This window comes from Shewanella oncorhynchi, from assembly GCF_012584455.1.
In the GTDB taxonomy this organism is placed as follows: Bacteria; Pseudomonadota; Gammaproteobacteria; order Enterobacterales; family Shewanellaceae; genus Shewanella; species Shewanella oncorhynchi.
In genome coordinates this window covers 181,268-201,010 of the sequence record NZ_JABAEB010000008.1, presented here as the reverse complement: position 1 = coordinate 201,010, position 19,743 = coordinate 181,268, and the positions used below count along the sequence as shown (strand labels likewise).

Annotated in this window: 21 protein-coding genes; 13 read left to right on the top strand and 8 right to left on the bottom strand. The window is 45.5% G+C overall.

Annotated elements, in window-relative coordinates:
• The first annotated feature begins 558 nt into the window (after positions 1–558).
• Complete coding sequence (locus HGO26_RS14520) at positions 559–3,666, top strand: EAL domain-containing protein (protein WP_168826015.1); 3,108 nt, start codon at positions 559–561, stop codon at positions 3,664–3,666.
• A 157-nt stretch (positions 3,667–3,823) separates the two neighbouring features.
• Here the strand turns inward: HGO26_RS14520 and arsH are convergent, their stop codons facing one another.
• The 3 genes from arsH to HGO26_RS14505 all read right to left on the bottom strand — a co-directional run bounded on the left by arsH (position 3,824) and on the right by HGO26_RS14505 (position 6,348).
• Positions 3,824–4,546, bottom strand: a complete 723-nt coding sequence (gene arsH / locus HGO26_RS14515) for an arsenical resistance protein ArsH (RefSeq protein ID WP_371134955.1) — start codon at positions 4,544–4,546, stop codon at positions 3,824–3,826.
• The gene (gene arsC, locus HGO26_RS14510) at positions 4,543–4,986 is read right to left on the bottom strand and encodes an arsenate reductase (glutaredoxin) (RefSeq protein ID WP_168826013.1); all 444 of its coding nucleotides are present in this window, start codon (positions 4,984–4,986) and stop codon (positions 4,543–4,545) included. Before arsC ends, arsH begins: the two co-directional genes overlap by 4 nt.
• A 78-nt stretch (positions 4,987–5,064) precedes the next feature.
• On the bottom strand, positions 5,065–6,348 hold the full coding sequence (locus tag HGO26_RS14505) for an arsenic transporter (RefSeq protein ID WP_168826011.1): 1,284 nt from the start codon (positions 6,346–6,348) through the stop codon (positions 5,065–5,067).
• A gap of 357 nt (positions 6,349–6,705) precedes the next feature.
• Here HGO26_RS14505 and HGO26_RS14500 point away from each other — a divergent pair, with 357 nt between their 5' ends.
• The 5 genes from HGO26_RS14500 to arsJ all read left to right on the top strand — a co-directional run bounded on the left by HGO26_RS14500 (position 6,706) and on the right by arsJ (position 10,598).
• Entirely contained in the window at positions 6,706–7,053 is a 348-nt protein-coding gene (locus tag HGO26_RS14500; protein ID WP_105250495.1) for a metalloregulator ArsR/SmtB family transcription factor, read from the top strand.
• Positions 7,054–7,143: 90 nt separating this feature from the next.
• The gene (locus HGO26_RS14495; protein ID WP_168826009.1) at positions 7,144–8,142 is read left to right on the top strand and encodes a permease; all 999 of its coding nucleotides are present in this window, start codon (positions 7,144–7,146) and stop codon (positions 8,140–8,142) included.
• Positions 8,143–8,153: 11 nt separating this feature from the next.
• Positions 8,154–8,267, top strand: a complete 114-nt coding sequence (locus HGO26_RS22525) for a thioredoxin family protein (RefSeq protein WP_168826085.1) — start codon at positions 8,154–8,156, stop codon at positions 8,265–8,267.
• 64 nt (positions 8,268–8,331) lie between these two features.
• The gene (locus tag HGO26_RS14485; RefSeq protein WP_168826007.1) at positions 8,332–9,342 is read left to right on the top strand and encodes an ArsJ-associated glyceraldehyde-3-phosphate dehydrogenase; all 1,011 of its coding nucleotides are present in this window, start codon (positions 8,332–8,334) and stop codon (positions 9,340–9,342) included.
• Between the two features lie 5 nt (positions 9,343–9,347).
• Complete coding sequence (gene arsJ / locus HGO26_RS14480; protein ID WP_168826005.1) at positions 9,348–10,598, top strand: organoarsenical effux MFS transporter ArsJ; 1,251 nt, start codon at positions 9,348–9,350, stop codon at positions 10,596–10,598.
• A gap of 309 nt (positions 10,599–10,907) precedes the next feature.
• On the opposite strand, the gene HGO26_RS14475 is transcribed toward arsJ, so the two are convergent.
• From HGO26_RS14475 to HGO26_RS14460, 4 genes are all read right to left on the bottom strand, one after another.
• On the bottom strand, positions 10,908–11,492 hold the full coding sequence (locus tag HGO26_RS14475; RefSeq protein ID WP_105250489.1) for a YSC84-related protein: 585 nt from the start codon (positions 11,490–11,492) through the stop codon (positions 10,908–10,910).
• Positions 11,493–11,644: 152 nt separating this feature from the next.
• The gene (locus HGO26_RS14470) at positions 11,645–12,559 is read right to left on the bottom strand and encodes a hypothetical protein (protein ID WP_168826004.1); all 915 of its coding nucleotides are present in this window, start codon (positions 12,557–12,559) and stop codon (positions 11,645–11,647) included.
• Between the two features lie 57 nt (positions 12,560–12,616).
• Entirely contained in the window at positions 12,617–13,015 is a 399-nt protein-coding gene (locus HGO26_RS14465) for a nitrous oxide-stimulated promoter family protein (RefSeq protein ID WP_071940633.1), read from the bottom strand.
• Positions 13,016–13,162: 147 nt separating this feature from the next.
• Positions 13,163–13,522, bottom strand: coding sequence for a DsrE/DsrF/TusD sulfur relay family protein (locus tag HGO26_RS14460; RefSeq protein WP_006083495.1), 360 nt, complete (start codon positions 13,520–13,522; stop codon positions 13,163–13,165).
• Positions 13,523–13,795: 273 nt separating this feature from the next.
• On the opposite strand from HGO26_RS14460, the gene HGO26_RS14455 reads away from it, so the two are divergent.
• The 7 genes from HGO26_RS14455 to HGO26_RS14425 all read left to right on the top strand — a co-directional run bounded on the left by HGO26_RS14455 (position 13,796) and on the right by HGO26_RS14425 (position 19,393).
• A complete protein-coding gene (locus HGO26_RS14455) occupies positions 13,796–14,632 on the top strand; it encodes a hypothetical protein (protein ID WP_168826003.1) in 837 nt (278 codons plus the stop codon).
• Positions 14,633–14,775: 143 nt separating this feature from the next.
• Positions 14,776–15,087 (top strand): hypothetical protein, encoded by a 312-nt coding sequence (locus HGO26_RS14450; protein WP_113941607.1) that lies wholly within the window; start codon positions 14,776–14,778, stop codon positions 15,085–15,087.
• Between the two features lie 9 nt (positions 15,088–15,096).
• On the top strand, positions 15,097–16,551 hold the full coding sequence (locus HGO26_RS14445) for a protein adenylyltransferase SelO (protein WP_168826002.1): 1,455 nt from the start codon (positions 15,097–15,099) through the stop codon (positions 16,549–16,551).
• 13 nt (positions 16,552–16,564) lie between these two features.
• Positions 16,565–16,912 (top strand): DUF3630 family protein, encoded by a 348-nt coding sequence (locus HGO26_RS14440; RefSeq protein WP_168826001.1) that lies wholly within the window; start codon positions 16,565–16,567, stop codon positions 16,910–16,912.
• Positions 16,913–16,914: 2 nt separating this feature from the next.
• A complete protein-coding gene (locus HGO26_RS14435) occupies positions 16,915–17,937 on the top strand; it encodes a serine/threonine protein kinase (protein ID WP_113941609.1) in 1,023 nt (340 codons plus the stop codon).
• A gap of 129 nt (positions 17,938–18,066) precedes the next feature.
• The gene (locus tag HGO26_RS14430) at positions 18,067–18,675 is read left to right on the top strand and encodes a thiol:disulfide interchange protein DsbA/DsbL (RefSeq protein WP_168826000.1); all 609 of its coding nucleotides are present in this window, start codon (positions 18,067–18,069) and stop codon (positions 18,673–18,675) included.
• Between the two features lie 505 nt (positions 18,676–19,180).
• Positions 19,181–19,393 (top strand): DUF1107 domain-containing protein, encoded by a 213-nt coding sequence (locus tag HGO26_RS14425; RefSeq protein ID WP_006083486.1) that lies wholly within the window; start codon positions 19,181–19,183, stop codon positions 19,391–19,393.
• Here the strand turns inward: HGO26_RS14425 and HGO26_RS14420 are convergent.
• Positions 19,390–19,611, bottom strand: a complete 222-nt coding sequence (locus HGO26_RS14420; protein ID WP_006083484.1) for a cell division protein ZapB — start codon at positions 19,609–19,611, stop codon at positions 19,390–19,392. The two genes, HGO26_RS14425 and HGO26_RS14420, sit on opposite strands and share 4 nt — an antisense overlap.
• Between the last annotated feature and the right edge of the window lie 132 nt (positions 19,612–19,743).

Here is a 19,743-nt window from a genome sequence, read left to right as displayed (position 1 = left end):
GTATATTTTTCTTTTAACCTCACAGGTATGGGCTTATATCCTTACCCGTAAAATCTACCTTTTTAGGTATTTAAATTATGGTTTTTTTATGTGTTGTAGGTAGAGGCTTTATGTCAGCATGGCTGATTCAGCACTCATCTTAGTTGGTGCGTTAGAAATGCAATGTGGTGACTGAGTTCCTAATGATTTACGCCGGGGATTTTAGATTTTCATCGCACTGTGAGTCAGATATGCTGTGCATTTACTTAGAAAATTTACTGTAAGTTAGCAATATATTGCTTTCTATCGTTAATGATTGAATGCTCAATAATCATTTTTAGATACTGTTTGCAGTTTAATATCTGATAGCTATATTTTAGGCATGTATTTGATTTGCATTTTTATGTTGTACATTGTTATTTCGGGTTTTTATTAGATTATACTGATGCTTTTTAAGTTATAGTCTTTAGCTTGAATATGATGTTCATCTGTGGAATGACCACCTATTGTTGGCTGGCGTTAGTGTCAATCATAGATCAAGTGAGTCGTTTTGATGGCGCTAGTTGTGATGGAGTTAGGATGGTTGACAATACTGTACATAATCATAAATCTCGGACTCAATATATTATTTTAGCTGTGGCTATTTATGCGCTTGCAGCGCTTGGATGGATCTTTTTATCCGATCAATTGTTGCTTGTATTTACGGACACTGAAACTGTGTTTCGTCTATCCCTCGCGAAAGGTTTTTTCTTTGTATTTACCAGTGCCTTTATCCTACTTTTTGTTCTGAATGCCGTTCCTGACCGTCATAATGCTCCATCGGGTAATTTGCTAGAAATAACCTTTGCGCGCTCTGTAGCGATAAGCAATATCTCATGGCTTAAATACATTGCGATATTGAGTTTTACGCTGATAACGCTATGGTTTGCCAATTCACTTTCAACTGAGCAGCACCAGCGTTTATTATTGCTGATTTTTATGTTGCCTATTTCATTAAGCGCTATTGGTGGCGGATTTGCGCCTGGATTAGTCGCGACATGTCTCTCTGTTCTGTGTGTCTATTATCTTCATCCAACCGCCAATAGTCTCGATAATATTCATTCTGTCGATTGGTTACAGCTTATTAGTCTAAGTGTTTACGGCATAGTGATCAGTGCACTAAGCGGCTATTTACGTGCCTCATTACAGAAATTGGATGTGAATCATCAACTGCTCGATTCTGTGGTTTCTCAAACAACCGATGGTATTTTTGTGAAGGATTTGGCGGGGCGTTATATCTTGGTCAACCAAGGTGCCGCTACCTTTGTCGGCAAGAGTATGAGTGATATCTTGGGCAAAGATGACACTGATATTTTTGATGCTGACTCTATTGATATTATCCAAGAAAAAGATCGCACTGTATTAGTGTCCGCAATGGTCACCACACATAAAGAGTATTTACATATTCAGGGTGAAGCAGCCATTTTTCAAGTGACCAAAGGTCCTGTGTTTGACGCTCAAGGTGCAATTTGTGGCTTATTTGGAATAGCAAGGGATGTCACGACTCAAGAAAAAAATGCTGAACATTTACTCATTAGTGAGTTGGGATTAAAACAAGCACAACAATTATCAGGGATTGGCAGTTGGGAGTGGGATTTAGTTACTGATTCGCATACTTGGTCTGAACAGGTTTTTGTGATTTATGGCTTGCCATATAAAGAAGCCGCCCCTTCGATAGAACAAGTGCAGAAATTATTTACTCCTGAGAGTTGGCAAGCGTTAAGTACGCTGGTGATGCGATGTGTGCATACGGGAGAAGAGTATGAATGCGAAGCTGAGTTGCTAGATCCTAATCGTGCCCATCGTTGGATTATGGCTAGGGGTCAAGCACAGCGTGATCCGCACGGTAAGATATTTAAATTGCACGGTACAGTGCAAGATATTACCCAGGCGCGACAGCTTCAACAACAACTAGCGGCTCAAACAGCACAATTGCAAAGGGTTATTCAAGGTTCTGAACAAGGATTCTGGGACTGGAATGCTGTTACTGGAGAAGTGCAAATCAGCCCAAGATTTGAAGCCATTTTGGGATATCAAGCTGGCGAGATGAAGCTGACGGTTAATAATTGGCGTCAATATGTGTATGTCGAAGATGTGCAAAATATAGAGCAACAGGTTCTACAGCATCTCATCCATAAAACAAGCAGTATAGAGTTGGAAGTGCGCTGCATTAAAAAGACTGGCGAGCTGTGCTGGATATTGTGTAAGGGGCGGGTCGTTGAAGAGGATAGTCAAGGTCGAGCGTTGATGATTTCGGGAACCCAAGCCGATATCACGTTATTAAAGACCCATGAGACTGAGTTAGATCGCGTGGCAAATTATGATGCACTTACAGGATTACCAAATCGTCGCTTACTTTTAGACCGTTTTCAGCAAATGATTGCCCATGTTCAACGTAATGGCAGTATCTGTGCAGTGTGTTTTATGGACCTTGACGGGTTTAAGGTGGCCAATGATCGTTATGGCCATGAGGTTGGTGACCAACTGTTGATCGCGATTGCAAATAATGTGTCTGTGGTGATTCGGCAGCAAGATACGTTGGCTCGGGTAGGAGGCGATGAGTTCGTTATCTTATTTGAGATGATGTCTGAGGAAGAATGTACTCAAGTATTATTACGAATACTGGCGGCGGTCGATCAGCCGATATCAATCGGCGATATAAATCTTTGTTTAACGGCTTGTATTGGCGTGAGTTTGTATCCAGAGGATAACGTTGACCCCGACATTTTATTGCGCCATGCCGACCAAGCCATGTATATGGCAAAATCGGCAGGTAAGAATCGTTTCCAAATGTTTGATCCTGACATTGATCGTAACATTATTGCTCGGAGAACTTGGTTAGAAGAACTTAAGTCAGCTTTTGAACGTCATGAATTTGTGATGTTTTACCAACCTAAAGTGAATCTCGCTACCGGTAAAATTATTGGCGCGGAAGCCTTAATTCGCTGGCGTCATCCACTGCGAGGCATAGTCGGTCCGAGTGAGTTTTTACCGGATATTGCAGGCAGTGATCTTGAAATTGCTTTAGGTGAATGGGTTATCAATACTGCAGTAGCGCAATGGCAGAATTGGCAACAGAGTGGTCGCCCGATAGCAGTAAGTATTAACGTAAGCGCTCGGCAGCTATTGGCTGAACACTTTAGCGCATTCTTAAAATCGACGTTAATGCAATATCCCGATTTGACAGCCTCGGATCTAGAATTGGAAATTTTAGAGAGTGCCGCCATTGAAGATATGACATTGGCAATTGATATCCTTCAGGAATGTAAGCGTTTGGGAGTCCATTTTTCCCTAGATGATTTTGGTACAGGTTATTCGTCGTTAACGTATTTACGCCAATTACCCATATCGACGATAAAAATTGATCAGAGTTTTGTGCGAGGTATGCTCGATAGCGAAGATGATTGGCGTATCGTGGAGGGTGTTATCCGCTTAGCGTCAGTATTTAATCTTAATGTGATTGCTGAAGGTGTTGAAACCATTGCCCATGGTAAAAGTTTAGCTGAATTGGGCTGCCAATTGTGCCAAGGCTATGGCATTGCTCGGCCTATGCCTGTAGAGGAGTTTGCTCTTTGGTACGATGAATGGCCATTGCAATATCAACAGATTAAACATGAATTCAAGCAAATGGACGAATTGCATCTTTAATAGCAAGTTACAGAGAGTTTTTAGCTGGCTTTAAGGATTTAGGTCTCACTCGTGTATTTGGAATGTACTTATTTGGCGTGATGGTTCTTATCTGGAGCAAAAGTTGGCGCTGGGCTAATCTTTTGCTCCATAGTTGAGAATACTTTTAGTGTTTAATCTATATTTCTTTTTGATTTACTCGGATTGATAGCTCTGAAGCGCTTTCTTTGCGTTCGCTATATCGGTTCGTGAGGAAATTAACATTGCCCCTCAGGAGTAAAGTGAATTTCATCAATTCCTCCATAACATCAACTACACGATCGTAGTAAGGCGAAGGTTTCATTCGGCCTGCCTCGTCAAACTCTAACCAAGCTTTTGCGATTGAAGACTGGTTGGGTATGGTGAACATGCGCATCCATCGGCCCAATATACGCATTTGGTTTAGTGTGTTGAAGGACTGTGAACCACCACTCACCTGCATTATTGCTAATGTCTTACCTTGTGAAGGCCGGACAGCACCTTCAGCCAAAGGGATCCAATCGATTTGAGCTTTCATAATACTGGTCATCGCACCGTGGCGTTCTGGTGAACACCACACCATGCCTTCGCACCAACGTACCATTTCTCTTAGTTCCATGACTTTGGGATGACTGTCAGGCGCATCATCAGGAAGTGGGAGTCCAGAAGGGTTAAAAATACGCACCTCTGCGCCCATGTGTGTTAATAGCCGAGCGGCTTCTTCCGTCGTCAGTCGGCTATAGGAGCGTTCTCGTACTGAGCCATAAAGCATCAGTATTCTAGGCGGATGGGTTAGAGGAGTTAGATTAAAACAGTCCATATCCATGTTATTAACCATTAATTCTTGTTTGAGCGCTGGCATATCGTGGTTTAGTGGTTTCATGTGCGAACTCTTTGTCCCTGTTCATTAATGATGATTTCGCCATCTTCTTTGGTGAAAGGTCCTTGTTGTGCTTTGGTCAAAATATCAAGCACAGTCTCAGACGGGCGACAGAGTTTTGTGCCTCGCGGCGTAACGACGATAGGACGGTTAATTAAAATGGGATAAGTCAGCATGAAGTTAACCAGTTCTTCATCATTAAATGTGTCTTCAGAAAGTCCTAGTCGTTCAAATGGTTCAACATTGTTACGTAGCAATGAACGCACAGAGATTTTCATCTCATTAATTAATTTAAGTAATTCATCGCGGGAGGGGGGCGTTGCTAAGTAGTGGATGATTTGGGGTTCGACTCCACTATTACGGATCAATGCTAAAGTGTTGCGCGATGTTCCACAGGCTGGATTGTGGTAAATCTTAATGCTGTCATCAATCATATTAGTCATAACATGTCTCTGAAAAATAATCGCTTATAAATTTATCCATAGGCACTAAACAGATGCTCTAGTGCCCATGGACGAAGATTAGAAGGAGAGGCGCAGTGCCAGTGCCGCTAGGGTGACAAATAGCACAGGTAGCGTCATCACTATGCCGACGCGGAAATAATAACCCCAGGTAATATTGATATTTTTCTGCGCCAGTACATGCAGCCATAGCAGGGTTGCTAAACTGCCGATGGGGGTGATTTTAGGACCTAAATCGCTACCAATCACGTTAGCGTAAATCATGGCTTCTTTAATCACGCCGGTCGCATTGCTACCGTCTATCGAGAGGGCGCCAATTAACACCGTTGGCATGTTGTTCATGAGGGACGATAAAAACGCGACCAAGAAGCCCGTGCCCATAGTGGCAGCCCAAAGCCCTTGTTCAGCCAAACTATTTAATACGCTTGATAGGTAATCGGTTAAGCCTGCGTTGCGAAGACCATAAACAACCAAATACATGCCTAATGAAAAGATCACTATCTGCCATGGCGCGCCGCGCAGTACCTTAGTGGTATCTATGGCTTGGCCTTTTTTCGCGACAACAAACAGGATCAGGGCACCCACGGTAGCCACTAAACTCACGGGCACACCGAGCGGTTCTAAGCCAAAAAAGCCCACCAAGAGTAAGATTAATACGCCCCAACCGGTTTTAAAGGTGTTGAGGTCGCGAATGGCGGCCTTAGGTTCGCGTAGTTTTTGCAAGTCGTAGGTCGCGGGAATATCTTTGCGGAAAAACAGATGCAGCATGACTAAGGTGGCACTAATAGCAGCAATATCGACAGGCACCATCACAGAGGCGTATTCGTTAAAACCTATGTTGAAGAAGTCCGCTGAAACAATATTGACTAGGTTAGAGACAATTAACGGCAAACTTGCGGTATCGGCAATAAAACCCGCCGCCATTACAAAAGCTAAGGTTGCTCCGGCGCTAAAGCCCAGAGCCAGTAACATAGCAATCACTATGGGGGTGAGGATCAGCGCCGCGCCATCATTGGCAAACAATGCGGCAACAGTCGCGCCGAGTAATACTATGTAAGTAAAGAGTAAACGCCCACGACCTTTGCCCCAACGGGCCACATGCAGCGCGGCCCATTCGAAAAATCCCGACTCATCCAATAATAAACTGATGATGATCACGGCAATAAAGGTGGCGGTCGCATTCCAGACAATATTCCATACCACAGGAATATCCCCTAAGTGGACCACACCCAGTAGTAGGGCCAATACGGCGCCCAAGGTAGCACTCCAACCTATGCCTAACCCCTTAGGTTGCCAAATTACTAACACTATGGTGAGAACAAAAATTGCCCCTGCTAACCACATACAAGCTCCTCAAAGAGTAGAGATTGTCTACCCGTAACCATAAAATAATGCCCTCACCTAACGATATTGTCGGTGGGTCTGAATGATTTTTTATATGTGAATTTTCGTATGTATCTTAGTGTTGAACACTATACTCAAACACCATTTTGATTAATGCGTGAAACTTAAGGTGATCTTATATACGGATATTTACATATATGAAAATTCGTATATATTGTACAAGGTCTTTCCAAAAGATCCATAGCCATGAAAAACGAGTGTTGTTTCTTACCGCTCACAGCTTGCTGTTTGAATGAACCTTTAGGAAAGTTAACAAAAGGATCAAAATGTTTGTACTAGTTCAGTCTAAGGGCATCAATGATTAATCCAACCCAGTTTTTTAAATGTTTAGCCGATGAAACCCGCTTGCGTTGCATGATGTTGATCCAGCAAGAGGGGGAGCTCTGTGTCTGTGAATTGACCGAGGCATTGCAAGAGACTCAGCCTAAGATTTCGCGACATTTGGCCCAATTACGTAAATGCGGTTTATTAGTTGATCGCCGTCAGGGGCAATGGATTTTCTATCGTATCAATAATGACTTACCCGAATGGAGTCAGTTAGTGTTGAGTGAAGTTACCAACCAAAACACTGTATTCCTTGAAGAAAATATGCGTAATTTGTGCAAGATGGGCGGGCGTCCTGACCGTGCTAAAGCTTGCTGCTAGAAGACTAGCAGCAAAAATTTAACCTCAAATATACGTTTTTTCATATGTTTACGTGTCTAAAGTTTTGCTTAATATTAAGGTGGCGTAACAATGCTGCAAATATTTTCAGATTTAGCGGGCTGGTTAACTTTTGATTTGATGGGTTTAGAGCCCAATACTAAGCTCGCCGACGCCATCCATTTTTTTATTGAAGATACCACTAAGATTTTTGCGCTCCTGTTGCTGATGATTTATGGCATCGCTTTGGTGCGGGCCTCGCTCAATGTCGAGCGGGTTCGGGATTACTTGGCGGGTAAAAATCGTTTTGTCGGTTACGTTATGGGATCGGGTTTTGGCGCTGTTACCCCATTCTGCTCATGTTCGAGTATTCCGGTTTTTTTAGGTTTCACTTCCGCGGGGATCCCCGTTGGGATCACTATGGCGTTTCTGATCACTTCGCCGTTAATTAATGAAGTCGCCGTACTGTTGCTTGTGAGTCTGCTGGGCTGGCAGTTCACTGTGATATACGTGCTGGTCGGCATGTCAGTGGGTATGTTGGCGGGGGCATTTTTGGACACAATTCGCGCTGAGCGTTGGCTGCAGTCCTTTGCCGCCAAAGCACTCGAACAAGGTAAGGCGCAAGCAAGTCACGATAATAGCGAGAGTATGACATCAACATCTATGACGTTAACCGAGCGACATGAGTTTGCGAAAGGCGAGACCCTAGAGATTTTTGGCCGAGTGTGGAAATGGGTCATTATTGGGGTTGGGCTTGGCGCCGCACTCCATGGATTTGTGCCTGACGGTTGGATTGAAGCTCACTTAGGCGATGGTCAATGGTGGTCGGTTCCTGCGGCGGTATTGATTGGTATTCCTCTGTATTCCAATGCCACAGGGGTTATCCCTATCATGGAGAGCCTTATCACTAATGGCTTGCCCGTAGGGACGACATTGGCATTTTGTATGGCAACGGTTGCCGCCAGTTTTCCCGAGTTCATTTTGCTCAAGCAGGTGATGCAATGGCGTTTGCTGGCCATCGTTTTTGCCATTTTATTGATTTCATTCACCTTAATCGGTTGGATCTTTAACGCTATAGGTCCCCTTCTGTGAGAATTATAAAAATGTTAAATATCAAAGAATTAGGTAGTGGATGCGCTAAATGCACTAAAACCGCTGAGATTATTACCGCCATTGCCAACGAGAAGGGCATCAACGCGGCTATATCGAACAGATAACGCTTTAATCTTAAACAAATAATATAAAACACCTAATATAAAACTGAGTGTGAAGGATGCAGGTATGACAATCAAAATCGGGATAAATGGCTTTGGCCGTATGGGACGTTTAGCATTACGCGCTGCTTGGGGCTGGGAAGAGGTTGAGTTTGTGCAGATTAATGATCCCGCTGGGGATGCGGCGACCTTAGCCCATTTGCTCACATTCGACTCTGTGCATGGTCGCTGGCAGTACGAGGCTAATGCCGAGGGTAATGACATCATTATCGATGGTAAGCGTATTCGCTGTACTCGCAATAAAACCATCGGGGAAACCGATTGGTCCGGTTGTGATGTTGTGATTGAAGCCTCGGGTAAGATGAAAACCAAAGAAGTGCTGCAAGCTTATTTAGATCAAGGCGTTAAACGCGTTGTGGTCACAGCGCCCGTTAAAGAAGAGGGCGTGTTAAACGTTGTCATGGGGGTGAATCATCAACTCTATGACAAAGCCATTCATCCGATTGTGACTGCGGCCTCCTGTACCACTAACTGTTTGGCGCCAATCGTCAAAGTGATCCACGAAAACCTCGGTATAGTGCATGGTTCCATGACAACCATTCATGATATTACCAACACTCAAACAATTTTAGATGCGCCGCATAAAGACCTCCGCCGTGCACGGGCCTGTGGTTTAAGCCTAATCCCTACGACAACAGGCTCAGCGACGGCAATTACCCATATTTTCCCTGAACTCAAAGGTAAGCTTAACGGCCATGCGGTGCGGGTGCCATTAGCGAATGCCTCATTAACCGATTGCGTGTTTGAGGTGAGTCGCAAAACGACCGAAGCTGAAGTCAATCGCCTGTTAAAAGAAGCGGCAGACGGACCGCTAAAAGGCATTTTAGGTTATGAGGAACGTCCATTAGTCTCGGTCGATTATAAAACCGATCCGCGTTCGAGCATTATCGATGCGTTATCGACCATGATTATCAATGGCACTCAGGTCAAACTCTACGCTTGGTATGACAACGAGTGGGGCTATGCCAATCGCACCGTCGAACTGGCCCGCATGGTCGGTCTGATGGATAAGGCATAAGCTTTATGGGTAAGCTGACTGGTTTTTTGTCTAACATATCACCCGAGATCCGCCAGTATTTGGTGGTCACAGGCAACTATTGGGCATTCACGCTCACCGATGGCACATTACGTATGTTAGTGGTGCTCCATTTTCATGGCTTAGGTTATAGCCCACTGCAAATTGCCATGCTATTCCTCTTCTATGAAATCTTTGGGGTGGTAACGAACTTAGTCGGCGGCTGGCTCGGGGCGCGTTTAGGCTTAAATAAGACCATGAATGTGGGCCTATTTATGCAGATTGTTGCCCTTAGCATGCTGCTTGTGCCTAGCGGTATGCTGACGGTTGCTTGGGTGATGGCGGCGCAGGCCTTGTCGGGTATCGCTAAAGATCTCAATAAAATGAGTGCAAAAAGCAGTATCAAGTTGTTGGTGCCCAATGATGCTCAGGGTGAGCTGTATAAGTGGGTTGCCATGCTCACTGGATCCAAAAATGCGCTAAAGGGCGCGGGGTTCTTCTTGGGCGGCGCCTTGCTGACCCTGTTTGGATTCCAGCTGGCCGTGTTAGGCATGGCGATTGGCCTATTGCTGGTGTGGATTTTTAGTCTGTTAAGTTTGCAGCGCGATTTAGGTAAAGCCAAAAACAAACCTAAGTTCACGGAAATTTTCTCTAAGAGTCCGGCGGTAAACACGCTTTCTGCCGCACGCATGTTTTTGTTTGGTGCGCGGGATGTGTGGTTTGTGGTGGCTTTACCCGTTTATTTGGCCTCAACCTTTGGTTGGGATCATTGGTATGTCGGCGGTTTTCTCGCACTCTGGGTGATAGGTTATGGCATAGTGCAAGGCTTTGCGCCTCGATTGACGGGGACAAAGTCGGCGGGCAAAAACAAGGTTCCCGATGGACGTAGCGCCTTAGGTTGGGCGGCGATATTGAGCATAGTGCCAGCAGGCATTGCGCTGGCGATAAGTTATGACTTTCATGCCGAGAATATACTGATTTGGGGATTGATGCTGTTTGGCGCCTTATTCGCGATCAACTCTTCATTACACAGCTATCTTATCGTCAGTTATGCGGATGAAGATGGCGTATCGTTAGATGTGGGTTTTTACTACATGGCGAATGCTATGGGACGCTTGATCGGCACTGTGTTGTCTGGCTGGGTGTATCAAGTGTATGGCATGGCGGCTTGTCTGTGGATATCGGCGGCATTTATTGCGTTAGCGGCGCTTATCTCAATCAAACTGCCTCGGCATAAAGCGATATCAGATGGTGCTTAATACTTACCTAAGCTATCCCTGAGTTGTTGCGGTTGTTTTTATTCAATGCCCACCAAAGTATGGTGGGTATTTTGTTAACTGAAGTTTTTTGATTTTGAGCAAACAACTCTCTCTATTTCAGCCTGTTTTATACACGTCATTATGTCGCTATTCCCAATCGCACAACTATATGCATTTCAACTTATTTCGCTCAATCCTAATGACTTGGTTTTAGTTAGAACATCTGAGTCAGAAGCTTGAGGTAATCATTTAAGAAAAAACGGCGAGCATTTAGGCTCGCCGTTTGATATCACAGTCGAATGGTTCGTGTTAGTTAGCTTTAGGCTCGAAGCTAAAGGCTTGACCCGCAAGAGCGGCTTCAAACATTAAGCCGCCTTTTGCTGCGGTAAATACCGCCATACCGTTGATATAAGAGCCGCTTGCTGAGCGATTACCACCCGATTGGCCTGCGCCTGCTGAGTTGCCTGTGGTTCCTGCTTGAGCGCTTGCTCCCATGTTGATGGCAACTGCCGACGCTTGGGCGTCAAACTCGAAACTGCCGCTCGTGAAGGCTTCATAGGCTTTGGCATCTTTAAAGAAGATGATCTCGCTGTAGGCCTGCCCACCTAATTGAAAACCGATGGATAATTGAGTCAGACTCGAATCACCCATATAGGCACCGCCTTGGTAGACTCGGCCTTTGCCATAGGCTGCACCGATCCCAATTCCGCCTTTACCCACAGTTGGGAATAAAGCATAGCCATAGGCTGTGTCGAAAAATTTACTGGTTTCTTTCGCTTTTTGGAAATTGACTACTGCCTGATCGTAGCTTTCATCTGCATGTACAGTTGGGGCAGCAAATAGGCTCACAATAAGGCATGTTGATGCCGCAATGGCTGTTAAAAATGATTTCATGGTAACGCCTCTTCAAGTCTTTAGTTGTTCCAGACTAGCCTTTATCGACACAAATGACAGCCAAAAGTGACATATGTGTCAGCTTAGGTTCAGTGTTCGACTTAATGGTTGGAGTGATATTGGTGGTGATGATTGGAGTGCAGTTTCGCCAATTAGTTCTTAGGTGGCGAAGAACCTTGGTTTTTTTCTGCATCGTCCTGCTGAACTTGATGCAAAAATTCATACTCCTCTGGGGTGAGAATATTTTCAATGACGAGTGGGCGTTGCTCTAGCTCTGGTTCGGCCATGCGGCCTTTTAAGTAGGCAGAGCGGGTGATTTGCTTTAGCCCATATACCGCCAGCATATACATGCTCAGTAGTAAGGTCAGCCTTGGCAATGCGTGGGAAAGTAGCGATAGATTATCACCAAGATAGAAAGGCAAAATCACCACAAATACGCGGATTAACCAATTCAACAACATGGCCAAGGTCAAGCTTATCAGCCAACGAAACCGAATGGTGCCGAGCGCCTCTTGGGTTTGAGTGACATCTCTTTGATTGCGTTTATGTCGACGAAACAACATCCACAGCGCGATAAAGTAAAAACAGGTTTGTACAGATAACAGCGCTGGGAGTAGAGCACCCCATTGGCTGATACTCATTTCTTTAAGCATCAGAGCTATGGGTTGCCACTCGTTAATGGGATGCGCAGTTAATCTTAGGGCAATATCTAAAATGGCGAAAACTAATGTTAATGCAGATGGCCAGTAATGCTTTGAAAACCCTAGCGGTTTATTGGTTGGTGCTAAACTGCGTTTGCAATATAGATAGAGCAAAGGCATGAGCAAAAAATAGATGGGGTTAATCAGATTGAATAGGATATGAATGGGAATTGGACTGTTATCGCGGTTTAACATACCCGTGAGGAAGTATAGAGCAATAAGACTTAAGAAAGCGGCGAGGAGTTTTTGGTTAGCGTCTGGGTGATAAAAATAGCGAATATAAATAGCTAACGCGAGGCAATGTACGCCTCCAAATAATGACAACCACCAGTAAGCTTGAGTGAAAAAACTATGAAACTCGTTCATATGCGATACCTCGAGCCCTGTTATATCAGGGAAATCGGCTCGGTAAAAGTATCGCCGTTAGTTTTTCTGTTGGCTTGCTATGCGCTGATGACGATTTGAAGCCGCCTCGGGCACAACGCTGGGAACAGGAATGCGTTCCGCGAGTAAGTGTTTGATTGCACGAACGGGATGCGGTAATAACATCCGTGGACCGGAGAAGATCATGATCTCTTTGACGATTTGTTTCTGCGCGGGTTTGTAGCAATGCACTGGGCATTTATTACAGGTGGGTTTGTTTTGTCCGTAGGGGCAGCGATCTAGGCGTGTTGCGGCATAATCCAATAACTCAATGCAATCTGCACATAGGCTCGTCGCGTCTTGGCCTTGGTGTTTCGCCTTGCAATAAATTGTCACCATTGCGGCAATGGTTTGGTGTTCGTACAGGAGTTTGCCCGTAAGCAGTGTGGCTGTGCCCATTGGAATACCTTAGCTTGTCACTCGGATATCCCATCATAGGTAGTGAAATTGGCGCTGACAAAACGAAAGCGCCAATTTATGAAGGTGCGCACAAAATGGGGCTTTAAATAATCCAACTATCCCCAATGTCACACCTAAAAATAAATCTTAGATATGCATCACTTTGTCGGCGGCCAGTGTCCAGCGAGTTAAATCTTGTAGTGTGCCTATGTGCGCACCTTCGATAATCATTTCCGCTGTGACGCCTCGTGCTTGAGCGCAGGTCTTGCAAAGTAGAATCGGAACTTGCTGTGCCGAGAGAATTTCAAACATCTGCTGCAGGTTGTAGCTTAAGTCAGGTGTGGTTTGATTTTTGAGTGCGCCAAACACGGCATCTGACATGAGAAAAAGTTTAAGATCGACCGCTTGCTCGTCCTGATCCTTCAGGGCTAATGCGATGCGTAAGCTATTAAATAGCTTTTCTGTTCCGTAGGGACTGGCATGGGCCACGATAAGAATACTTTGCATCAGGTTTTCCTTATGTTTGTTATAAGCAGGTGGATGGGGGGATTAGGGAACTCGATTGTGCCAGTCTAGCGCAATTGGCTATAACTATTTGAGCGCAAGATCGTATAAAAAGGCATAAATACTTGATTTGCACCGACACAATGGACTTTAATAGCGGTTAATCTCTGCTCAATTTTTAGCTAGACTCGGTTGCCATGGACACTGTCCTGATGGACGTTGGCAAACCCATTGACACGGCTTCTGATGAGAAGCGGCCATCAAAGGTGAACAAGAATGAAGATCTTAGTCGTATTTATACTGATTGCTGTCGGGGTGTTTTTATTCCTTCGCGCGCAGCGATTGGCGAAAGAAGAACAAGAGGCGATGAAACCCAAGTCGACCTCGGTAAAACCTGTAGTTCCCACCGAAGAGGCACCTATTTTCTCCGCTGCTGAGCCCGAGCGTTTAGAACCTGAGCCAGTTAAAAGGGTTGAGGATACTGGCGTGGCTGAAGTAGAGCCCGTTATCGAAGTTGAAGCCGAATTAATGCCCCGTGAGACCGAAAGCCCTGCGAGCATTTCGGTGGCGCTAGACACAGATATCATCGAAGTCGATATACCTGCAGCCCATAACGAAGAGGCGGTGATCATTTTAGGCACTACGCCTACAGATGAACAAGCTGACACCCAAGATGACGCAGAGCCAGCATCGAACACACGTTCTGAGGTCGGTGCGCCAGGGGCTTGGGCGAATGTGACCTTAGTTCGTGCCTTTGAGGAGTATCAAGGAGCGACGTCAGCCAGTGCTCGCTATACCGCGCTGCAAAATATGATTGCTGAATGCTACAAACAGCGTAAATCGGCGGATTACCTCAACTATGGTGCTCAATTAGCGGAAGAGTATATTGCACTGTTCCAAGCGGCTAGCGCCGAGCACGGCAAAGATACTGAGCTTAAATCTTCCGGTTTCCTGCATTTAGCCACCTTGCTAAATGATACCCAAGCCTTCGATGCCGCCATTGTCATCTGTCGTAAAGCACTTGAGCTTGGGCTGAGCGATGGCACTGTCACTGGCTTTGAGGGCCGAATCAACCGGATTGAGAAAGCACAGACTAAAGCAACCACGGCTTGATATGTTGTAGGGAGCGCTTAGCGGGTAAACCCTTAGTCGAAAAGCGGTTATTTCCCTCGTCTAAGCAGTGTAGAATCCCTGCTAACTGAATGCGCAAAAGGCGAACTAAGGTTCGCTTTTTTTATGGGCTTAATAGGGGAAAAATGAAACTAAGCTATGCCTTACCGAATGTCTTATTCGGGCTTGGATTATTGCTACTCAGTGGCTGTACTAAAACCCCAGAATGGACCCTATTTTATTATCCCGATGTGAGTGCCATTCCGGTGACACCTTTGCAGGCCGAAGATATTAATGGTTACTACGATACTCTAGAGCAATGCCAGAGCAAGGCTCATGGTATGCAACGTCTAAGTCGTTCTGGCGTGAGTGGTTTTGGCCTTGGATCTTACCAATGTGGGCACCTATGCGAGTTCGACGATAAATCGGTGCTGGTTTGCAAGACCATGAGCCAATAGGTGGACAAGATGAAGTTTAAACAGGATTTTTTTACTCAGCTGCCTGAGTTTTACTCGCAAGTATATCCACAAGGGATAACTAAGCCTGAATGGCTGGCATGGAGTAATGACGCCGCGCAATTGATTGGCTTGAGCCAACCCACCGATGAGCTGTTATTGGGCTTATCTGGCAATGCTGCCGTCGATGGCGCGACTTACTATGCCCAAGTGTATAGCGGCCACCAATTTGGCGGTTACACGCCGCGCTTAGGGGATGGACGCTCGATCATTTTAGGTGAAGCGATTGGTCCAAATGGCGCATGGGATGTCGCCCTTAAAGGCGGCGGTCCGACGCCTTATTCGCGCCGTGGTGATGGCCGCGCTGTGATGCGCTCCGCGGTGCGTGAGTTTTTAGTCTCTGAGGCGCTGCATCATTTACATGTGCCGACGACTCGCGCTTTGGCCGTGATTGGCTCTGACTTGCCCGTATGGCGTGAGAGCCAAGAAACTGCAGCCATTACCGTGCGTTTAGCCCGCAGCCACATTCGTTTCGGTCATTTCGAGTTTTTCTGCCACAGTGAGCGCGGCCGTGCCGATAAGCTGATTCAATTACTCAACTTCACTATTACTCAGCATTATCCCCATTTGAGTTGTGATGCCGCAGGCTATAAAGCGTGGTTTTTACAGGTAGTGCAAGATACCGCTAAGATGATTGCCCACTGGCAGGCGGTCGGTTTTGCCCATGGCGTGATGAACACAGACAATATGTCGATTCTGGGTGACAGTTTTGACTTCGGTCCCTTTGCGTTCCTCGATACATTCCAAGAAGACTTTATCTGTAATCATTCTGATCCCGAAGGTCGCTATGCCTTTGGTCAGCAGCCGGGAGTCGGTTTGTGGAACTTGCAACGTTTAGCGCAGGCGCTCACACCAGTGATCCCATCCGATGACTTAATTGCCATTCTTAATCAATACCAAGAGGCGCTAGTGCAGCCTTATTTGCGCTTGATGCGGGCAAAACTAGGTCTATCAGCAGTTGATGTGTCGTCGGTAGAGCAGGACAAACAGGATCTCGAACTTATAGGTCGATTCACTGTGCTGATGGAGAAAAATCAACTCGATTACACTCAGACTTGGCGTCAATTAGGCAAGTTAGATCCAACCAGCAAACACAGTGCGCTACGGGATGACTTTATTGATGTCAGCCAGTTTGATGCTTGGTATCAAGCTTATCAACAGCGATTGGGCGCAGTAGCGGATATCCCAACGTGGCAAACAGAGCGCAATAGTGTGAATCCCAAATATATTTTGCGTAACTATTTAGCCCAAGAGGCGATAATCGCAGTGGAAGAGGGTAATCTTGCGCCGCTGCATTTGCTGCAAAAAATCTTAACTCAGCCCTTTGCCGAACACGCAGAGCATGAAGACTTGGCCAAGCGTCCACCGGACTGGGGCCAAGGTTTGATCATGTCATGTAGTAGTTGATGGGATAACAAGCATGAAATTACCAAGCACGCATTTAAAAGCCATAAGCTTAGATACCATTAGCTTAGATACTATTCGCTTAGATAGAAGTGCCTTAAGTTTAGCGGTCAGTGCGGATATCGATTTTGATCGTTTCGCCGATTTTGCCGAACCCTTAGCCGCGGCGCTCGATTGCACTGTGCGCGAGCGTCAGTGGGGCGCCGATAGGCACCAATGGTTATTAGAATTTGAAGGCAGCCAGTTATGGCTCAATTATGAGTTTTACGGCAACATTTGCTGGCTCTCGACCGAACGAGAAGCCGATTTTGAGGTGCTGGAATACTTAGCCACTTTGCTGCAACCTCACCTAAGAGTGAACTGAATATGAGTCAGAATATGACGCCACCGGCCACGAGTTCTAGCGGCGCTGAGTTCCATTTTCAAGCCCTAACACCGGATTTGATCTTAGATGCGATCGAAAGTCTGGGCGTGTACCCGGAAACGGGCTTACTCGCGCTGAACAGTTACGAGAACCGCGTGTATCAGTTCCGTAGCGATGAAGGGCTGCGTTATGTGGTGAAGTTCTATCGCCCAGACCGTTGGAGCGATGCGCAGATCCAAGAGGAACATGATTATGCGCTCGCACTCGCGGCAGAAGATATCCCGATTGCCGTACCTGTAATTATCGAAGGCCATACGTTACACAAGTACCAAGGTTATCGATTTACCCTGTTTCCTTCCTTGGGTGGTCGCGCCTTCGAAGTCGATAATTTAGAGCAGCTGGAATTAGTGGGTCGGTTTATTGGTCGGATACACCAGTACGCGGCGCAAACGGTATTTGCTGAACGTGAACCGCTGAATCCGCAGATTTTAGGCGCCGAGCCGCTCGCGTGGTTAAAGCAATCTAATCTGGTGCCTAATAGCCTACGCTTGCCGTTCTTTACCGTCGTAGAGCAGGTGCTGGCTAAGGCGAATGCGATTTGGGATCGCCAAGATTTTGCGGCCATTCGTTTGCACGGCGATTTACACCCAGGCAATATTTTGTGGACGCCAGACGGTCCCGGATTCGTCGATTTAGACGATGCTCGCATGGGACCGGCGATTCAAGATTTATGGATGATGCTAACCGGGGATAGAGCGCAGCAACTGATGCAGCTTGAGATCTTACTCGAAGCCTATGAAGAATTTTGTGAGTTTGATACAAGACAGTTAGCCTTGATTGAACCGCTGCGGGCGCTGCGTATGGTGCATTACAACGCGTGGATTGGCCGTCGCTGGGACGATCCGGCCTTCCCGATGAACTTCCCTTGGTTTGGGGATGAAAAGTATTGGGAACAGCAGATTTTGGCGTTCAAAGAGCAATTATTTGCCCTTAGCGAACCACCACTGAGCCTAGTGCCGTATTAGCATTGAGCAAAATATGATTTCACAGACGTATCTTGTGACATTAGATTGAACTCTTAAGCTTGAGTTACACTCAAAAAATGGAATATGTTAGTCTCCAGCCAATTTATCAAAATGATTTAAGGAATTTTCATGAAAAAAGTATTACTCATGGCCGCGGCTCTGTTACTGGCGCCACTGGCAGTATCGGCTGTGGAATACCAAGAAGGTGTGCATTACACAGTGATTAACGATGGCCCAGCAACAGCGAAGCCTGAGATTACTGAGTTTTTCTCTTTCTATTGTCCGCATTGTTTTACTTTCTCTAAAACCGTAGTGCCAAAAATTCTCACCGATAAGCCAGAAGGCGTTGCGTTTAACCAAGCACACGTTGATTTTATCGGCAAAGAGATGGGGGTTGAAATGTCACGCGCATTTGCAGTCGCACATCAGTTAAACGTCGATGAGAAAATGGATGCGGCGTTATTCTCTGCTATTCATGAGAAGAAACAGCATTTTACTAATCGCGATGATGTTCGTGCTGTGTTTATTGCTAACGGTGTCGATGGTAAAACCTTCGATGCGGCCGCAGAGTCTTTCATGGTAAAGGCGCAAATGGCAAAGATGAAGCGTGATACTGAAAACGCTAAGCTGACGGGTGTACCTGCTCTGGTTGTTAACGGTAAGTACCGTGTTGAAACAGGGGCAATCAAATCCTACGACGAGCTGTTAGAAATTGCTTTCTACCTAGCAAAAAAATAGTTCGATAGGCGTTACCCGCACTGCTGTCATATGAGCGGATGATAATGTTGTATCGATTGCATGTTAAAGAGAGCCTAAGGGCTCTTTTTTATTGGGGGGTTGGCAACAACAAGGCAAATAAAGCTTTGATAGGGAGTTTAACGTACTGAGTTAGGCCTCTGTAGGCTAGTCGTTTGAACTTATGGAATAAAGACGAGGCAAAAAATGGGCAAAAAAAACCGTACTTCTTGTAAAAGAAAGTACGGACTTGAGCCAGAGGACTCATTTTTACCCTGAGTAACGCTAATAATTTAGCAGAGTGTCAAAAAATTGGCAAGTGACATTATTATGGCGATCTTCTTTTTTTGCTCACAGGGTGACATATTCATAGTTTAACTAAATCAAACGATTAAGTATTTTTGGCGATAAAAGATAAAAAATACCACTCTAACGATGAAACTCAAGTGGCAAAGCTTCTGTCAAACAACTGTAATCAATAACAACAAGAATGCTTGTAGGTGGTCATATGAGAGTTTTTCCTGTCTACGCACCTAAGCTTATCGTTAAGCACGCGCGTATTTTTCTCACTGGTGTTATTTGGGTTAAAGATTTAGGACGATTGGAATTTGAGAAGGGACGGTTTTTACTGCCAAGAAAAAGCCTGCCAAAAGTGAAGCAGGCTATTTTAGAATTGAACGAACTGATCGAAGCGCAGCATCATCAAACTAATGCAGTTTAGATTTCGCTGTTTAACAAGCCAACAAGGCCAGTCACTTTTTCGTTCCAAGAAGTGAGTTCTTCTTGTAGTTGCTGGTTTTGCGCATTCAATTGTTGATTGTGCTCACTCAGCGTAGACGCTTTTTGCTTCTCTTCTTCAAGCTCCATTTTTAGAAGCTCGATAGTTTCGAGTGCAGCCTGGATTTTGGTTTCCAGTTTGGACAGTAATTCAAGGCTCATCTGGAGAGTCCTATGGTTTCTGGATGGGACTGTGATTCTAGCAGTGCCTAGAACTTAAGGAATAGCGATTCTTGCCGTTTGGTTAAAAAACACCCTATTACTGGGTTCTAAATTAAGTTTTTTTGCATTTGT